Below are 17,709 nucleotides of genomic sequence, written 5' to 3' on the forward strand. Positions count from 1 at the left end.
TCTTTCAATGCGCAAAATGAACAGGAAAAACTACTTTCAAATATTCTCAAAACCCATCATCTTCATTGGGCTGCTCTTCCTGATGGCCGGTATATTCTCGTATACCAAAATGCAGACCAACCTCTTCCCGGAAGTTCTTTTTCCGCGGGTCACTATTATTGCCGATGCGGGTCAACTCCCCGTTGACCGTATGATGATCACCGTCACCAAACCTTTGGAAAGTGCGGTAAAAAAAGTAAGGGGGGTCAATGTGGTAAAATCGAATACCAGTCGGGGAAGCGCAACGATCAGCGTGTTTTTTGACTGGGGGCTTGATACCTATACCACAAAATTACAGATGGAGAGCCGCATCAATGAGATAAAAAATTACCTGCCACAAGGGCTTACCCTTTCGGTAGAGGCGATGAACCAGTCCCTTTTTCCCGTGTATGGGTTTACTTTGGAAAGCAAAAATAACGGTTCGGTTGCCTTACGCGATAAGGCCAAACTGGTGGCACGGCCTATTTTTTCACAAGTAAAGGGTATTTCAAATGTTGTAGTGAGGGGCGGAAGGGCAAAAGAGTACGTGATCATACCCGATGCCGCCAAAATGTCGGCCGTGGGCGTAACGGTAAACAGTTTTGTTACCGCATTCAACAACAATAATTTTGTGCTCTCGAACGGAAATGTGGCCGATTATGACCGTTTGTACCTGACCCTGACCGATACGCGCGTCAAGGATGTCGAGGAGCTAAAAGACATCATCATTAAAAACGATGGCCAACGCATTTTAAAAGTAAAAGATCTGGCCACCGTAGAGATACAGGAGCAAAAAGAATTTGTAAAGGTCAATGCAAACGGGGAAAGGGCGGTCTTGATAGACCTTGTGAAACAACCGGGCGTCAACCTTGTTGATTTTGCCAAAAATGCGGATGAAAAGGCCAAGGAGATCAGAAAGCTTTTACCGGACGGCTATGAACTAAAACCCTATTACAATCAAAGTGCCTTCGTGGGGGACAGTATTGATAGCGTTATCAAGACCATTTATGAAGGTCTTTTCTTGGCCGTCATCGTAATGATCTTTTTCTTAAGGTCGTGGCGGGCAAGTTTGGTCGTGATGCTCACTATTCCGGTCACTGTTACCTTTACTATCTTGGTGCTGTACCTGTTCGGGATTACGATAAACGTGATGTCGCTGGGTGCGATCGCCGCTTCCATCGGGCTCATTATCGATGATGCCATAGTCATTATAGAACAGATTTACCGAACCCACGAGAATAATCCCGAAAAAGATCGTTTTACCGTTGTAAAAGAGTCCATACACCTTTTATTTCCAGCAATGATAGGCTCTTCCTTGGCCACTATTGTGATTCATTTTCCATTTGGTCTGATGAGCGGTCTGGCGGGTAGTTTCTTCAAAGAACTTTCGGACACAATGCAGATCACTATGGTCTGTTCCTTCCTTGTCACTTGGCTTTTGCTCCCGGTACTGCACTTGATCATTGGTTATAAGAAATCTTTAAAGCCCCATCACAATGATGAGGAAAAGTCCATAAAAAAGCTTCGGTGGCTTACCTGGTTTTTCGATAAGCCCATTATTACGGGCGTTTTCATTTTGTTCTTGGGGGTTTCGGCTTGGTTGGCATCAGGTGCGCTGGAGACAGGTTTCCTTCCAGCTTTGGACGAAGGCACCATTGTCTTGGACTATTTTTCCCCGCCCGGCACCAGTTTGGAGGAAACGGATCGTTTGAACCGGCAAATGGAAGCTATTATTTTGGCCAACCCCAATGTGGATACCTATTCTCGCAGAACCGGTATGCGTATGGCCTTCCGTACCGTAACGCCCAACTACGGCGATTACCTGATATCCCTGAAAACCGACCGCACCAAGACTACCGAAGAGGTCATTAGTGAGCTAAGGGAAAAAATAACGGCCTCGGTACCGGTGATGAACGTATCCTTTGGTCAGCGGATCGCCGACCTTCTGGGCGATTTGATGAGTACTTCGGAACCTATTGAAATAAAATTGTTCGGGGATAATTACAATATCCTTCAGCAAAAAGCCGAGGAAGCGGAAACTATAATCAAAGGCATTCCAGGACTTGCTGACATCAATAATGGTCTGATCACGGCGGGGCCTTCCCTGGTCTTTGTTCCCGATCAGGAAAAACTGAGCCAATATAACATCCCGCTTTCAGACTTCCAAAAACAGCTCACGGCCTACACCGGGGGAGTTCCCTTGGGCCTAAATGCCGCCAACCAACCCACGCCCTCGCCGGCACAGGCAGCTATGACGGGCGGCCTGCAAATAGGGGAGCTACAGGATGGGGAACAAATGCGGAGGATATTGCTCAGGTTTACGGACTTTGACAAGAATGACGTTGAAAAACTTAAGGAACAATTGATTTTTCTTCCGAATGGAACTACACGTCCGCTATCATTTTTCAGTAAAGTAGAAGTTGTCCCCGGGGAGATCGAGCAAAAGAGGGAAGACCTTAAATCGGTCATTGGCCTTACGGCAAGGCTCGATAATCGGGATCTGGGGAGCGCAGTTTCGGAAATCCAACAAAAGCTCAAAGAAAATCTGGCGCTGCCTAAGGGCTATAGCATTGTTTACGGGGGTGCCTATGCAGAACAGCAACAGTCCTTTAATGAACTTTTGCTTATTCTGGCAATGGCATCGCTCTTTGTGTTTGCTGTGATCCTGTTCCTTTTTAAGGATTGGGGGATCGGCCTGATCTTGTTGTTTATTTCCGTAATGGGGATTTCGGGGTGCATATTGGCCTTATTTATTTTCGGCATTCCGTTGAACGTCAGTAGTTATACGGGCATTATAATGATCGTAGGGATCATTGCCGAGAACGGGATTTTTACCGTCAACCAATTTAAACAGAACCTATTGAAAAGTAAGGATATTGATTGGGCTATAAATTATGCGACCGCCCTTCGTCTCCGGCCTATACTAATGACTGCCTTGGGGGCTATTTTAGCCTTGATGCCACTTGCACTCGGCATTGGTCTCGGTGCACAGATGCAGCAACCTTTGGCAATTGCCGTAATCGGGGGTTTTGTTGTTGGCCTGCCCTTATTGCTTTTCGTACTTCCCAGCCTGATTAGGGTTTTGTATAGAAAGAGAAGGCTGTGAGAATAAATTCAATCAAAATAGAATGAAAAAGATGTCTGTGAAAAATTAAAACCTATGGGATAAACTTTGCACACCCTATGCATCACAATTTTGTTATCTTTGCAACGTGAAATTACTAACATTCATATTCGGTTTATATGTGCTAACGCTCAATGCGTTTCCCTGTACTGATGTTAGTGCGGATGTGGTTTCCGATAATTCTCAGACCGTGGTCGTAGCCGCTTCAAATTTGGATCATAACCATAGCTTGTCAGATACTTGCCCCCCTTTCTGTACCTGCCATTGCTGTCACGTACATACGGTGGAATTTGCTTCAGCGAATTTTAAGCCAATTAATACAGAAATATCTTCTAAGGTTTTCCTTCATTTTGATAGTTTGGGCGAAGAGCCTATTTCGTCCCTTTTAGATCCTCCAAGAGTTTAATTCATTTTTTATAGGATAGCTATGCTATATCCTTTTTCGACAGGTCAAGATTCTTTTGGCCACTCTTTTACATTTCAAAAACTGAATTAAATTTTCAACTTTTATGATCAATAAAATCATCGCTTTTTCCATCCGGAACAAGCTTATCGTGGGACTGATGGTACTCGCACTCGTGGGAGTGGGCGTCTATTCAATGTCCACCATTAACCTGGGCGCACAGCCCGATATTACCAATAACCAGGTACAGGTTATCACACAGTCGCCCAATCTGGCCACCGAAGACATCGAGCAATTTGTAACCTATCCCGTAGAGTTGGCGATGGCCAACCTACCGGGCGTTACAGAAGTAAGGTCTATCTCGCGTTTTGGGCTTTCGGTGGTGACCATTGTTTTTAAGGACGATATGGGCACGTACCTGCCCCGCCAACTGATTTCTGAAAAGCTCAACGAAGTAAAATCCGAGATTCCCGAACAATTCGGTAGTCCTGGAATGGGGCCGATCACCACCGGTCTGGGCGAAATCTATCAATATTCCCTAGTACCACAAGAAGGCTATGAGGATAAATTTTCTCCGACCAAATTACGAACCATACAGGACTGGATCGTAAAACGCCAATTGGCCTTAACGGAAGGTGTTGTGGAAGTCAATGCTTTTGGTGGGAAGATCAAGCAATATGAAATTGCCATCGATCCCGCCAAACTCAATGCGATGGATGTAACAATGACGGAAGTCTTTGATGCCCTTCAGGAAAACAATGTGAATACCGGGGGCGCTTACATCGAAAAGAACAAAATGGCCAATTTCATCCGTGGGGAAGGTTTGGCACGTTCGCTGGACGATATCCGTCAGATCGTGATAAAAAACGAAAATGGCCTGCCTATTTTAGTGAAAGACGTTGCCGAAAAAGTACATTTTGGGAGCCAAGTCCGCTACGGTGCCTTTACGCAGGATGGTCAAGAGGCTGTAGGGGGAACAATTATGATGCTGCGCGGTGATAACCCCAATTCAGTCGTGAATACCGTTAAGGACAGAATTAAAGAAGTACAGAAATCTTTGCCGGAAGGATTGAAGATCGTGCCTTTTTTAGATCGAAGCGAACTCATCGGAAGGACTACGGCAACCATAGAGAAAAACCTTATAGAAGGGGCACTTATCGTGATTTTTGTACTGGTGCTGCTCCTCGGTAGTTTCCGTGGAGGATTGGTTACCGCTTCGTTAATTCCGCTTTCCCTGCTGTTTGCCTTTATTTTGATGAAAGCTTTTGGGGTCTGGGCCAACCTGATGTCCCTCGGGGCAATCGACTTCGGTATCATTGTCGATGGTGCTGTGATTATTGTGGAGGGAACGGTACACGAGATTGAAAAACGCATTAAACGTGGAAAACAGAGTTTTAATCAGTCCGAAATGGATGAAGTGGTCTATGATGCGAGTAGTACCGTAATGAATTCGGCCTTCTTTGGACAGATCATTATCCTGATCGTATTTACACCTATTTTATTCCTGACCGGGATCGAGGGCAAAATGTTCCGCCCTATGGCATTTACCTTCGGGTTTGCAGTATTAGGGGCGATTATATTATGCCTTACCTACGTACCGATGATTGCCTCGCTTACAATGAAACCGGCGACGAAAAAGAAAAATTGGTTTCATAAGATTGAAGATAAAATCTCGGGCTTTAGCAACGGGATGATGAGCCGTATCAACAACGGCTATCGGCCGGTAATCCTGAAATCCCTGAACCACCGCATTATCGTACTGGTCATCGCAGTTGTACTGCTTGTCGGTGCCGGATATTCTTTTAGCCGAATGGGCGGGGAATTTATCCCAAGTATCGATGAAGGCGATATCGCAATGCAGGCCTTGTTAAGGCCGGGAAGTTCTTTGACCGAATCCATCGAGACTTCAAAGAGGATAGAGAATATTGTGCTGGACAACTTTCCCGAGGTGGAAACGATGGTGGCCCGGATCGGGGTGGCCGATATCCCGACCGACCCGATGCCAATGGATATTGCCGATTCCTACATTATTTTGGACAAGGACAAGGATAATTGGACTTCGGCGGAAACAAAAGAGGAATTGATCGAAAAAATCAAAGAAAAATTATCGGTCGTTCCCGGGGTCAACTTCGTTTTTAGTCAGCCCGTGGAACTGCGATTTAACGAACTGCTTACCGGTGTTCGGGAAGATGTAGCGATTAAATTGTATGGTGAAGATCTTGATGTTTTAACTGAAAAGGCTTCTAAAATGGCCAATATAATCAAGACCGTGCCCGGTGCCGGCGATGTGAACCTGGAGGCCACCTCGGGACTGCCACAAATGACAGTTCGATTTAACCGAAGAAAGGTAGCCCAATACGGCCTGAACATCCAAAAACTGAACCAGTACGTAAGCACTGCTTTTGCGGGGAGTTCCGCAGGGGTCATCTTTGAGGGCGAAAAGCGCTTTGATATGGTTGTAAGATTGGACAAGGAACATCGCCAAAGCATCGATAATCTAAAAAACCTATTGATCGACCTGCCCGGTGGAAACCAGATCCCCATAAAAGAGGTGGCCGATATCAGTTACCAACCGGGACCGATGCAGATTTCCCGGGACAATACCTCTCGAAGGATTTACGTAGGGGTGAACGTACGGGGTCGAGATGTAGAATCAATGGTGCACGATATCCAGGCAAAAATGGATGAGCAATTGGATCTGCCGCCCGGCTACCATATTGAATACGGCGGTGCTTTTGAATGTAAATTCCTGTAAAGTTGACCCACCCATTCCTGTTTAAATTGAGCATAGTAAAACAGGTTCTAAAAAGAGCAGTTTTGTGCTTATAAAAATATAAAATTTATCATTGTTTTTTTCTTTTTTTTCTCATGGATTCACCTTTAAGTTCCACTCTATGTGCTGCATGTACCAGTCGATCTAAAATAGCATCAGCAATAGTTTGTTCTCCGATAATTTGATGCCATCCCATAATTGGTAGTTGTGAGGCTATGATAGTAGCACGTTTTCCATGTCTATCTTCGATGATTTCCATAAAAGCTTGTCTTTTATTAGTATCAAGTTCTTGAAGTCCAAAATCATCAAGAATGAGCAAATCCTGTTTTTCTATTCTATCGATTTCTTTCATGTATGAACCGTCTGCTTTAGCTAGTTTGAGTTTAGCAAAAAGCTTATTGATATTGTAATATTTGACTTTATACCCTAGAGAACAAGCTTGGTATCCAATAGCTGAGGCAATAAAGCTTTTACCAACACCTGTGCTTCCTGTAATGAGTATGTTTTCCTTGTTTTTAATAAACTCGCACGATGTGAACCTAATTAATAGGTTTTTGTCAATCATTCGGCTGGATTCAAAAGATATCTCTTCTACAGAAGCTTTATATCTAAACTTGGCTGCTTTGGTTAATCGTTCTATTTTTCTATTGTGTTTATCATCCCATTCAGATTGTAATAAATACGCTACTAGCTCATCATTAGTATATGCTAGATGATTTGCTTCTAGTGTTGTCGTAAAGGCTCTATGCATGCCATATAGCCTTAGTTGTTTCATTTGTTGTAATGTTTGGTCATTCATAATTTATAATGATTTAATTATTTATAATAATCGCCCCCTCTGATGTTTCCATGCTTAGGGATTGTAGATTCTGTATTGGTATCTTCCTGTATAAAATCCAATCCTTTTTCAAGAATACTTTTAACACTTTGATAATTGATGCGTTCATAATCTAAAGCTCGTTTACAAGCATTATCAAGACGTTCATTCCCAACTTTTTTAGCTAGCCCTAATACACCAGCACAAGATTTATAGGATTGTTCAGGATGTTGTCTTTTTCCTAATAATAAAGTGATGAAAGTTTTACAATGGCCTCCAATACCTTCAGCCCAATTTAAAAAGGTGTCAGGATTCCAATCAGCTACATAACGATGTGTTGAAGGCATATGCTCGCTATCGGTAGTGTAACCATGACGTTTTAAGCCTCTTTTATGAACAGCAATCCGTTTTTGCTTATAGTAAATTTCAACGGTGTCTTTTGTATAAATGATGCGAACCTTCTTTCCTATATAACGATAAGGAACGCTGTAATAATGCTTATCTTTATTAATGTGGATATGAGAGGTCTTATATACTGTTCCCATTAGGTAGGCACGTAGTTGATATTTATCTGTAGGCAATGGCAATAATTCTTCTTGCTCCAAAGATGTAAATAAATCTAACCTAGAACAGTCCCTTGCTTGAAAGTTAATTTTATTATGCTTCCCCGTGAGTTCTAATACAGCTTCATTTAAAGCACTTAAGGTATAATAATCATTCCCATTTAATGGAGCAAAAACTCTTGTGTAGATAATCTTTACAGCATTTTCTACTAGTGCCTTATCTCTTGGACGATAGGTTCTTGTTGGAAGTATCGTGGTATCATAATGAGTTGCCATAGCCAATAAACTCTCATTAAGGATAGGCTCATACTTGCTACTTTTTGTAACAGCTGACTTTAAGTTATCAGTTACTATTGCTCTAGGAACGCCTCCGAAAAAATGTAATGCACCTACTATGCACCCAATAAAATCCTCTCGTTTTTGTGAACGACAAGCTTCTACATAGGTATAGCCGCTTGCTCCTAGTACAGCAATAAATACTTCCATTTCTTTTAGTAAACCAGTAGCGGGATCTATGATAGCTAATTTCTTTCCTGTGAAGTCCACAAACATTTTATCCCCAGCCTTATGGTTAAATCGCATGACTGGATTTTGAGTACGAGACCAAACTCTATACAAATGACAAAATCTAGAATAAGAGATAAATACCTTTTTATTTTGATAATAGTCCTCCCAGATCATGTAACGAGTAACTCCAACCTTTTTAAGGCGTTTGCTTACCTCTGGGTATAACTTAAAAACATACTCATGACGAGTCGTTATGTGGGTCTCATCAATATGCAATAATATACGTAAATCTTCAAAACCAAGCTTATCAACCTCTTCACTTGTAAGCTTGCTCTTTAGTAATAATTCGATGTATTTGCGAACAGTATTCCTGGATATACCAAGTTGTTTACTGATGCTCCGCTTACTAACTCCTTGAGTATGTAAACGATATAGTTGTTTGATTTTTCGCATGTCTAAATGTATGTTTGCCATGGTTATTTTTCTTGATTATAACCATACAAGTTATTTAATACATGCTCTTTCTAGAGGTGGGTCAATTTAGACAGGAATACCCGGGTCACTTTAAATAGGATTCAGTGGGTCACTTTCGCAGGATTACATGGGTCAGTTTGGCAAGAATTTCCATTTGAAAACCTGCAACGGGCGAAAGACCGTTTAGTCATTGTGGTTCCCATTGCTTTGGCGCTTATTTTCCTATTACTCTATTTTGCGTTGGGTTCGTTATCACAATCCATTATGATCTATATGGCGGTTCCCTTGGCGGCCATCGGCGGGATTTTTGCGCTTGCCATACGTGGGATGCCCTTTAGTATCTCCGCGGGTGTTGGTTTTATCGTACTCTTCGGGGTTGCGGTATTAAACGGCCTGGTACTCATCAGTAGATTGAACTCATTAAAAGAAGAAGGTGTTATGGATATACAGGAACGTATTTTAATAGGGACACAGGAACGGATCCGTCCCATTTTATTGACGGCCCTGGCCGCAATAATGGGCTTTTTTCCGATGGCACTTTCCCACGGGGCGGGTGCTTCGGTACAGCGACCATTGGCAACGGTTGTCATTGGCGGATTGATAACCGCGACCTTGCTTACGCTTATCGTAGTTCCCATTTTATACAGTTTTGTTGAAAAAACTGGAAAAAACAACAACGGAAAATCGGGTAAAGTTGCTATAAACCCTGCCCTGATCGCCGTTTTATTGGGTCTTATATCAATGGCCATCCCGGCAAGTGCAAGTGCGCAAACGCAGGATAGCCTCCAGCAAAATGCGCCCCGGCAGGATAGCCTTCAGGTTGAACAAGGGTTTACCCCAATTTCTTTACAGGATGCGGTTGAAAAAGCCAAAGCGAACTATCCCAAGTTAAAAGCGGCCCAATTGGAAATAGAGAATCAACAGGCTCTGAAAAAAACGGCTTGGGATTTGGGAACTACTAATATTTTTACGGGCGGTGAAGAGTTGCCGGACAGTCCCAATGGCGATGAAGGTATTTATACCACCATTGGCGTCCAGCAGCAGAATATCGATGTGTTCAGTATCGGTGCCAAAAATAGGGTACAAAATGAGAAAATTGCCCTAAGTGAAACGGCACTCGATCTAACCTCCCTTCAAGTCGAACGGGAAGTGAGCAAGGCCTGGGGCGATGCCTACACCTCCAAACGGAAGTACCAATTGTATGTGGAACTCGATTCCATTTTTAGCGATTTTGAACGGGCGGCGCGTATCCGTTATGAGACCGAGGCTTCCTCGAAGCTGGAATATTTGGCCGCCACCAATCAGGCCCGGCAGGTAAGCCTTCAGAAAATGCAGGTCTATCGGGATTATCTGGGCAATCTGCAAAAACTGAATTTATGGCTGGTGAGCGATACGCTCTTTACCGTTGCGGATGCAGGTGTAGATGAAATGGACACGCCCATACTACAGCGAAAGGATTCGATCACGAGCCACCCGATGCTGCAATATTATGAGCGGCAGATCGAGGTGGCCGATGCCGAGCGTAATCTCAGCAACAAAGCGTTTTTCCCAAAGTTCAACGCACAATATGGGCGGCAGAAAATTGCGGGACAGAACGGATTCTTCAACTTTCAGGTCGGGATTTCCATTCCGCTCTTTTTCGGCCCTGAACTGGGGCAGGCGCAATCGGCCAAAATACAGACCCAGATTGCGGAGCAGAATTTCAGGGAAAAACAGCTTCAGGTCAATTCAAAATATAAGGACCTGCAACAGGACTATCTAAAATGGCTGGAATCTTGGCAGTACTATGAACAGGAAGCCCTTCCGCTGGCCAAAGAGCAACGGGACGGGGCGGTTTTTGCCTATAAAGAGGGCGGTATCGATTATACCACCTTTCTGCAAACGGTACGCGACGCCATAGGCATTCAAAGTAAGTCCTGGGATGCACTTAACAATTATCTGAGATCAAAATACGAACTGGAATTTTTCCTCAATTCCGCTAAACAATAAAGACAGAAACTATGAATTTCAATATAAAATCAATTTTTTACGCAGCCCTGGTCCTATTCAGTTTAAGTTCCTGTAAACAGGAAAAAACCGCTGAAAGTGGGCACGAAGAGCATAATGAAACAGCTTCTGCCGAAAATGGTGGCGAGCATCAGGAAGAAAGCGCAGGCCTCGAGGGCAAAAAACTGCACCTGTCCCAACAAAAGTTTGAAGCGATGGGATTGAAGGTGGATAGCCTGCCCACCAAGAGCCTTACTGGGCTCGTGGAGGCCAACGGGCAATTGGAAGTGCCCCCGCAAAATGAAGCTGCCGTTACCGCAATTATTGGAGCCAACGTGACGAGCATAAAGGTCATTGAGGGCGATAAGGTGAGCAAAGGGAGCATTTTGGGGTATTTGAGCCATCCCGATCTTATCAAATTGCAGACCGATTATTCCAATGCCTATAATCGGATGAACTTTTTAAATAAGGAATATGACCGTCAAAAACGCTTGTACGATGCCGAAGTGGCTTCCGGAAGAAAATTTCAGGAAACTGAATCGGAATACAACAGTATGAAGGGGATGGTTAAGGGGCTGGAATCCAAGTTACGCTTATTTGGAGTTAGTCTGGACCGCATCAGGAACGGGAATGTTTATAGCCAAGTTCCCGTGGTAAGCCCAATCAACGGTTACGTGGAAAAAGTGAATATTAAAGTGGGACAATTTGTCCAGCAACAGACCGAAATTTTCGAGATCGTGAATACCGAACATATCCACGCCGACCTTATGGTATATGAAAAGGACGTCAGCAAGGTTAAAGAGGGACAGACGGTGGAATTTAATATCGAATCCCTTCCCGAATCCGATCTGAGTGCAAAAATTTATTCCGTAGGAAAAACATTCGAGCAGAATCCCAAAGCGGTTCACGTGCACGCTGAGATCGAGAAGAAGCAGGGCAATCTGTTTCCTGGTATGTACATTACGGGTAAGATAGCCACTTCAGAGAATCAGGTACCCGCCCTTCCCGAAGAGGCGATCATTACCGAAAACGGGGAGCCGTACATTTTTACGGCCAAAAAGGTAACCGAAGGTGGCGAGGAAGAATGGGCGTTGAGCCCCTTAAAAGTCGTAACCGGCCAAGAAGATGATGGATGGGTTGAGATTAAACTATTACAACCTTTGCAGTCCGGCGAAAAAGTGGTCTGGAACAAGGCATATTACCTGATCTCGGAAATGAAAAAAGGGGAAACAGAACACGGGCATTAAATTTATCATTAGCTGGGCTTGCCAAAGACTGTTTGTCAATAGGTTAGTAAAGATTTTGGTAAGTCCTGTTTTTACAAAAAAGTTTAACAGATAAAATCAGAAAAATGAAAGAAATTAAAGCATTTATAAAGCCCAACAGGGTACAAAAAACAATTGAGGCATTGAGTGATGCCGGATTCAAAAGTATGACGCTCTCACAAGGCGAAGGTACGGGCAGGTTCAAAGCTAAAGGAGCTTCCCCGTCTTTGGACTTTCATATAACCGATAGCCCGGTGGTCAAACTGGAACTGGTGTGCCAAAACGAAGAAGCGAAAAGGGCCATTGATATTATTATTGAAAATGGAAAAACACCAACCCCCGGTGATGGGATCATCTATCTTTCCAATGTAGAAGATGCTTTCCAGATCAAGACCGGAAAGTCGATAAAGCAATTTCAGAAGTAAAATGCATTGAAATATGAGTGAAATCGAAACCCTTCTGAACAAGCATAATGTGCGGCCCACCGCAATGCGCATCCTTATTTATAAGTTTATGGCGAAAAAGGAAAGGGCCGTAACATTGACCGAGATAGAGCAGGCCTTTGTTAAATCGGACAGGGCTACGCTATCCCGAACCATTAAAACCTTTGAGACCAATGGAATTGTACATCAAATAGACGATGGCACCGGCATACCCAAATATGCCCTCTGTGAAAGCGGGTGCAATTGTGAGGTAGATCAGGATTTGCATATTCATTTTCATTGTACCAACTGTGATGAGACGGTTTGCTTAACCGATCATAAAATACCCCACATCAACCTGCCGGAAGGGTATATGGCCGAAAATGTCAATTTGGTTGTTAAAGGTATATGCGAAAAATGTAGTGTCGTTTGATTATTTAAAGATGAAAGAAGCTGAAAAAATACTTGCTGGCAAAGGGATTAGACCTACCGAAACGAGGTGTACTATTTATAAATACCTCAAAAGGAAGTTTTATGCCATAACATTAAGGGAAATAGAAAAGACTTTCATCAAAAAAAACGATGATAATAAAACAGCGGACAGGACAACAATTTTTAGAACCATAAAACTATTTCAAGAAAAGGGAATAGTACATCAAATAGATGACGGAATGGCAGTCGCCAAATATGCGCTTTCCGATGAAAAAGGTTTGGATCTTCACCTGCACTTTCATTGTACACATTGCGGAAACACATTCTGCTTGCCCAATAAAGTACGCCGGGATAGTCTGCCGGATAAGTATGAAATAACCGATGTGAATTTAGTTATAAAAGGCCTGTGCATAAAATGTAGAAAAGCAAAAAACACAAAACGGAAAACGGATCAATCAGATTATAAAAATTTAAAGTTATCGCGTTAAAAATCAAATCAGATATAAACAAAACACCGATGGAAAATTATTCAAATGTCTTGATGTACGGTGCTATTGCCCCAATTGCGCTATTGCTGGGTGGAATCGTTTCCATTTTAAAAAAACCAAATGTCCAAGTACGGAGTGCTATCCTACATTTTGCCGCAGGGGTGATATTCTCGGTGGTTTCAGTTGAAATCCTTCCGGAAATTATGGCTAAGCACGACGTTCCGGAAATTGCAATCGGTTTTGGTGCAGGTGTACTTCTAATGCTGGGGATTCGCTATTTTTTAGAACCTCAAAAAGAGCAAAAGAAAGAAACCGGATTCCCCACAGCTTTTATACTGGTAATCGCGATCGACTTGTTGATCGACGGGGTGCTTATGGGCATCGGTTTTGTCACCAATCAGGAGACCGGAATTTTTTTAGCCGTGGCAATTTCTGTGGAACTGCTTTCATTGGGGATGGCCACCTCCATCACGCTGGGAAACGCTAACATCAACCGCAAAAAAATAATCTTTACCATACTTGGGTTATCCATTTTGGTTTTTGGAAGTACCTTGTTGAGTGCTGCCTTATTGGCGGGGGTTTCGACAGGTTTTCTGGAAATCATTTTGGCCTTTGGATTGGCTGCCCTATTGTACCTGGTTACCGAGGAATTGTTGGTGGAGGCGCACGAAAGCAAGCAAAATATTTGGTTGACCGCCGCTTTCTTCGGAGGCTTTTTGTTGTTTATGCTGCTGCCGGGAGGTTGATGAAATCGACGATAAACACTCCCGAATGAATATGAAGTAAATAAATATAAATCTGATTTTAAAACGGAGGTGGAAAAAAGGAAATTTAATCATATCGTTCTAAATAATAACGTAATAAGATGGACTCGATGTTCGAAGATTTTAAAACAGACCTAGATTCCCTTAATCCCCTTGTTAGGAAAAAGGCACTGGAAATTGCCAAACAACTGGTGTTAAAGAAAAACTATACGGAAAAAGAAGCTATCACTAAGGCCATTATAAAAGCAGAGGAATGGTTTTACGATTTAGAAGGATAATAATCACTTAACACCTAAAAAAAATGTTACATATAATCGAGTTGGAAGAAAAAAATATTGTTGCAACAAAAGCGACCGGCACACTGGGAAAAGAGGATATAGAAAAAATCTATCCGCTTATCCACGCTATACTGGACAAGGGAATGAAGGTTCGGTGGTATTTTGAAATGGAAGATTTTACAGGCTGGGATTTTCCCGGGTTATGGGAGGACCTGAAAATGGACACGGCCCACGCAAAAGATTATGAAAAAATAGCGATGGTGGGTGAAAAAAAATGGCAGGATTGGATTGCCCAATTTATGAAACCGTTTACCAACGCGGAGATCAACTATTTTGATTTGGAAAATAGGGAAATAGCTAAACAATGGATAAAAAAATAAAATAGATAATTATGGCACACGATCATTCACACGGTTCACAGAACTACGGAAAGGCTTTTGGTATAGGAATAGCACTAAATAGCATCTACGTTGCAGTAGAACTCTACTACGGATTTGTGGCAAATTCTTCCGCGCTCTTGGCGGATGCAGGCCACAATGCAAGCGATGTATTTAGTCTGATACTTGCTTGGGCGGCAATTAAAATAGCCACAAAAAGACCCTCAAAACGCTATACGTATGGTTTACGAAAAACCACTATTCTCGCCTCAATGATCAATGGCCTGATTATTATTGCAGCTGCGGGACTGATCGCTTGGGACGCCATTCAAAAATTCCAAAATCCAGCAGAAATTTCCGGTAACATCGTAATGATTGTAGCGGCTATTGGTTTGGTGGTAAACACCGGTACGGCTTTCCTTTTTTGGAAAGGTTCAAAAGGCGATTTGAACATACGTGGTGCATTTTTACATATGGCCGCCGATGCCGGGGTAACTTTAGGAGTGCTTCTTGGTGGACTTGCCATTAAATACACAGGATTAACGTGGATAGACCCTGCGCTTAGTTTGGTCATTGTCCTGGTCATTTTATATAGTGCCTGGGGGCTTTTGAGGGACTCCGTAAAAATAGCCATTGATGCCGTTCCCAAAAACATCGACATTGATGAAGTGGAAAAATATTTAATGAATATTGAAGGGGTCGAAGAAGTACACGATTTACATATCTGGGCGATGAGCACTACCGAAACCGCACTTTCTACCCACTTGGTCGTTCCCGATGGGCACGAAGATCAATTTTTATATGATATCCGGGAACAATTGCACGATAAATTTGAAATAACCCATACCACTCTGCAAATAGAACAAGAGTTCGGGGATAAAGAATATAAACCCTATCAAGGTTTGAAATAATAAAATCAAGATGAAGAAAAAACAAAATCTAAGGGATATCGATAACCAGAAACATTCTGGCGAACATAGCCACGATGATGGCCATAACCATAGTAGTCCGGAAAAGGCATCAAAATTTAGAACCTACCTACCCGCTATTTTCAGCTTTGTAATGCTGATTACGGGTATTGTCATCGATTATTTTGATGCCTTCCCGTTTTTCGAGGGTTGGGTTCGAATAATCTGGTACGTTGTAGCCTATATTCCTGTTGGGTTTCCCGTTATTATTGAAGGTTGGAAAAGTATAAAAAATGGGGATTTCTTTACCGAATTCCTTTTAATGTCAATCGCAACATTGGGGGCATTTGCCATAGGCGAATATCCCGAGGGCGTGGCAGTAATGCTTTTTTACGCTGTTGGCGAGCTCTTTCAAAGTGCTGCGGTCAAAAAAGCGAAGGGCAATATAAAAGCGTTGTTAGATGTGCGTCCCAATGAAGCCTTGGTATATCGAAAAAGTGATTATGTACCCGTTGACCCAGAAACGGTAGAGATCGGCGAAAAAATTCAGGTTCGCGTAGGCGAAAAAATTCCTTTGGACGGTAAGCTTTTATCCGAAAAAGCTTCGCTGAATACTGCTGCCATTACTGGCGAAAGCAAACCCGGTACCGTTACAAAAGGCGAGAAGGTTTTTGCCGGAAGCATCAACCTCGATGGCGTTATTGAAATCGAGACCACAAAAGAATTCAAGGACAGTTCCATTGCCCGTATTCTCGATCTGGTACAGAACGCCACTGCCCGCAAATCAAAGACGGAATTGTTCATCAGAAAATTCGCAAGGATTTATACGCCTATAGTAGTATTCCTTGCTATTGGACTGACCTTTTTACCATATCTATTTGTCGATAATTATGTTTTTGAAGATTGGTTGTACCGTGCCTTGATCTTCCTTGTTATTTCTTGCCCCTGCGCCCTGGTTGTTTCGATTCCGTTGGGCTATTTCGGTGGTTTGGGTGCTGCCTCTCGCAACGGTATTCTTTTTAAGGGAGCGTCATTCTTGGATACAATGACCAAAGTGAATACCGTGGTAATGGACAAAACGGGAACGGTTACCAAAGGCGTGTTTAAGATCAAGGATGTTGTTAATAATAATGCCTTCCCGGAAGCGGAATTTATGAAATACCTGATGGCGATGGAAGAACAGTCCACCCATCCCATTGCCAAGGCGATTCTGGAATATAAGACCGAAGGTGCGGATTTTGAAGCTTCCGAAGTATCCGAGGTGGCAGGAAAAGGCTTGAAAGGCACAGTAAACGGTAAAACGGTTTTAGTTGGTAACAAGGCCTTAATGACCTCAAACAATATTCAAGTCCCTGCGGAAACTGAAAGCATTGTAGAATCTATTGTAATGGTTTCAATTGATGGTCAATTTGCAGGCTACGTAACCATTGCTGACGAACTGAAGGAAGATGCCCACGAAGCAATCAAACAAATCCGTAAAGCGGGGATATCAAGAATCATAATGCTTTCTGGCGACAAGGATTCCATAACCAAAGAAGTTGGTAGGGAAATGGGTGTGGATAGTGCAATGGGAGGATTATTACCGGAAGATAAACTCAACGAAGTTGAGCGTCTCAAAAGGGAAACCGGTACCACAGTAGCATTTATTGGGGACGGTATCAACGATGCCCCCGTTTTAGCCACGAGTGATGTAGGTATGGCTATGGGAGGTCTGGGCAGCGATGTGGCCATTGAGACCGCAGATGTCATCATCCAAACCGACCAGCCCAGCAAAATTGCAAGGGCCATTCAAATAGGGCGTTCTACCAGACGAATTGTTTGGCAGAATATCGGTTTGGCATTCGGGGTTAAAATTGCTGTTATGGTCTTAGGTGCTTTTGGAATGGCTACAATGTGGGAGGCCGTATTTGCAGATGTAGGTGTCGCATTCCTGGCCATACTCAATGCCATACGTTTACAGAAAATGAATTGGAAATAATATAACTAGATGTCTCAAAACAGAAGAAATAGAAGAAAGAAAAAAGTTCAGAAGCCATCTAAGAACAAAATCACAAAAAAGGATAAGGTCAAGGGTATTATTGTACTTATCCTTCTGGTTATCGCCGCATTT

The 17,709-nt window shown here is 42.9% G+C and carries 14 protein-coding genes and 1 pseudogene; 13 read left to right on the top strand and 2 right to left on the bottom strand.

What is annotated here, in order from left to right; translation table 11 throughout:
- The first annotated feature begins 16 nt into the window (after positions 1-16).
- From JOOMADRAFT_RS09070 to JOOMADRAFT_RS09075, 3 genes and pseudogenes are all read left to right on the top strand, one after another.
- Complete coding sequence (locus JOOMADRAFT_RS09070) at positions 17-3,124, top strand: efflux RND transporter permease subunit (RefSeq protein WP_211206190.1); 3,108 nt, start codon at positions 17-19, stop codon at positions 3,122-3,124.
- A gap of 106 nt (positions 3,125-3,230) precedes the next feature.
- Positions 3,231-3,548 carry a DUF6660 family protein gene (locus JOOMADRAFT_RS20730; protein ID WP_083833461.1) on the top strand — a complete coding sequence of 106 codons (318 nt, stop codon included), beginning with the start codon at positions 3,231-3,233 and terminating at the stop codon, positions 3,546-3,548.
- A 103-nt stretch (positions 3,549-3,651) separates the two neighbouring features.
- Positions 3,652-6,285 (top strand): annotated as a pseudogene (locus tag JOOMADRAFT_RS09075) (efflux RND transporter permease subunit); the annotation flags it as partial.
- A 103-nt stretch (positions 6,286-6,388) separates the two neighbouring features.
- Here JOOMADRAFT_RS09075 and istB read toward each other — a convergent pair.
- Together istB and istA are read right to left on the bottom strand one after the other, a co-directional pair.
- The gene (gene istB, locus JOOMADRAFT_RS09080) at positions 6,389-7,117 is read right to left on the bottom strand and encodes an IS21-like element helper ATPase IstB (RefSeq protein ID WP_008610934.1); all 729 of its coding nucleotides are present in this window, start codon (positions 7,115-7,117) and stop codon (positions 6,389-6,391) included.
- A gap of 17 nt (positions 7,118-7,134) precedes the next feature.
- The gene (gene istA / locus JOOMADRAFT_RS09085) at positions 7,135-8,679 is read right to left on the bottom strand and encodes an IS21 family transposase (protein WP_008610833.1); all 1,545 of its coding nucleotides are present in this window, start codon (positions 8,677-8,679) and stop codon (positions 7,135-7,137) included.
- 162 nt (positions 8,680-8,841) lie between these two features.
- On the opposite strand from istA, the gene JOOMADRAFT_RS09090 reads away from it, so the two are divergent.
- The 10 genes from JOOMADRAFT_RS09090 (at position 8,842) to JOOMADRAFT_RS09130 (ending at position 17,577) form a co-directional block, all read left to right on the top strand.
- Positions 8,842-10,668 (top strand): TolC family protein, encoded by a 1,827-nt coding sequence (locus JOOMADRAFT_RS09090; protein ID WP_280985324.1) that lies wholly within the window; start codon positions 8,842-8,844, stop codon positions 10,666-10,668.
- Positions 10,669-10,679: 11 nt separating this feature from the next.
- The gene (locus JOOMADRAFT_RS09095; RefSeq protein WP_008612720.1) at positions 10,680-11,912 is read left to right on the top strand and encodes an efflux RND transporter periplasmic adaptor subunit; all 1,233 of its coding nucleotides are present in this window, start codon (positions 10,680-10,682) and stop codon (positions 11,910-11,912) included.
- A 104-nt stretch (positions 11,913-12,016) separates the two neighbouring features.
- Complete coding sequence (locus tag JOOMADRAFT_RS09100; RefSeq protein WP_008612721.1) at positions 12,017-12,355, top strand: P-II family nitrogen regulator; 339 nt, start codon at positions 12,017-12,019, stop codon at positions 12,353-12,355.
- Positions 12,356-12,368: 13 nt separating this feature from the next.
- Entirely contained in the window at positions 12,369-12,785 is a 417-nt protein-coding gene (locus JOOMADRAFT_RS09105) for a Fur family transcriptional regulator (RefSeq protein WP_008612722.1), read from the top strand.
- Positions 12,786-12,795: 10 nt separating this feature from the next.
- Positions 12,796-13,272 (top strand): Fur family transcriptional regulator, encoded by a 477-nt coding sequence (locus JOOMADRAFT_RS09110; protein ID WP_050989681.1) that lies wholly within the window; start codon positions 12,796-12,798, stop codon positions 13,270-13,272.
- Positions 13,273-13,301: 29 nt separating this feature from the next.
- Positions 13,302-14,018: a ZIP family metal transporter gene (locus JOOMADRAFT_RS09115; protein WP_008612724.1), complete on the top strand. Its 717-nt coding sequence runs from the start codon at positions 13,302-13,304 to the stop codon at positions 14,016-14,018.
- Positions 14,019-14,137: 119 nt separating this feature from the next.
- Positions 14,138-14,314: a hypothetical protein gene (locus JOOMADRAFT_RS20300; protein ID WP_008612725.1), complete on the top strand. Its 177-nt coding sequence runs from the start codon at positions 14,138-14,140 to the stop codon at positions 14,312-14,314.
- A 23-nt stretch (positions 14,315-14,337) separates the two neighbouring features.
- Positions 14,338-14,694 carry a SpoIIAA family protein gene (locus tag JOOMADRAFT_RS09120; protein ID WP_008612726.1) on the top strand — a complete coding sequence of 119 codons (357 nt, stop codon included), beginning with the start codon at positions 14,338-14,340 and terminating at the stop codon, positions 14,692-14,694.
- Between the two features lie 11 nt (positions 14,695-14,705).
- Positions 14,706-15,602, top strand: coding sequence for a cation diffusion facilitator family transporter (locus JOOMADRAFT_RS09125; protein WP_008612727.1), 897 nt, complete (start codon positions 14,706-14,708; stop codon positions 15,600-15,602).
- 10 nt (positions 15,603-15,612) lie between these two features.
- Complete coding sequence (locus JOOMADRAFT_RS09130) at positions 15,613-17,577, top strand: heavy metal translocating P-type ATPase (RefSeq protein ID WP_008612728.1); 1,965 nt, start codon at positions 15,613-15,615, stop codon at positions 17,575-17,577.
- The last annotated feature ends 132 nt before the right edge of the window (positions 17,578-17,709 follow it).

Source organism: Galbibacter orientalis DSM 19592 (genome assembly GCF_000260115.1).
Classification (GTDB): Bacteria; Bacteroidota; Bacteroidia; order Flavobacteriales; family Flavobacteriaceae; genus Galbibacter; species Galbibacter orientalis.

Excerpts from the sequence above, each read along its gene's own strand:
- JOOMADRAFT_RS09070 (WP_211206190.1), top strand. The coding sequence starts at position 17 with ATGAACAGGAAAAACTACTTTCAAATATTCTCAAAACCCATCATCTTC.
- istB (WP_008610934.1), bottom strand. The coding sequence starts at position 7,117 with ATGAATGACCAAACATTACAACAAATGAAACAACTAAGGCTATATGGC.
- istA (WP_008610833.1), bottom strand. The coding sequence starts at position 8,679 with ATGGCAAACATACATTTAGACATGCGAAAAATCAAACAACTATATCGT.
- JOOMADRAFT_RS09095 (WP_008612720.1), top strand. The coding sequence starts at position 10,680 with ATGAATTTCAATATAAAATCAATTTTTTACGCAGCCCTGGTCCTATTC.
- JOOMADRAFT_RS09100 (WP_008612721.1), top strand. The coding sequence starts at position 12,017 with ATGAAAGAAATTAAAGCATTTATAAAGCCCAACAGGGTACAAAAAACA.
- JOOMADRAFT_RS09105 (WP_008612722.1), top strand. The coding sequence starts at position 12,369 with ATGAGTGAAATCGAAACCCTTCTGAACAAGCATAATGTGCGGCCCACC.
- JOOMADRAFT_RS09110 (WP_050989681.1), top strand. The coding sequence starts at position 12,796 with ATGAAAGAAGCTGAAAAAATACTTGCTGGCAAAGGGATTAGACCTACC.
- JOOMADRAFT_RS09115 (WP_008612724.1), top strand. The coding sequence starts at position 13,302 with ATGGAAAATTATTCAAATGTCTTGATGTACGGTGCTATTGCCCCAATT.
- JOOMADRAFT_RS20300 (WP_008612725.1), top strand. The coding sequence starts at position 14,138 with ATGGACTCGATGTTCGAAGATTTTAAAACAGACCTAGATTCCCTTAAT.
- JOOMADRAFT_RS09120 (WP_008612726.1), top strand. The coding sequence starts at position 14,338 with ATGTTACATATAATCGAGTTGGAAGAAAAAAATATTGTTGCAACAAAA.
- JOOMADRAFT_RS09125 (WP_008612727.1), top strand. The coding sequence starts at position 14,706 with ATGGCACACGATCATTCACACGGTTCACAGAACTACGGAAAGGCTTTT.
- JOOMADRAFT_RS09130 (WP_008612728.1), top strand. The coding sequence starts at position 15,613 with ATGAAGAAAAAACAAAATCTAAGGGATATCGATAACCAGAAACATTCT.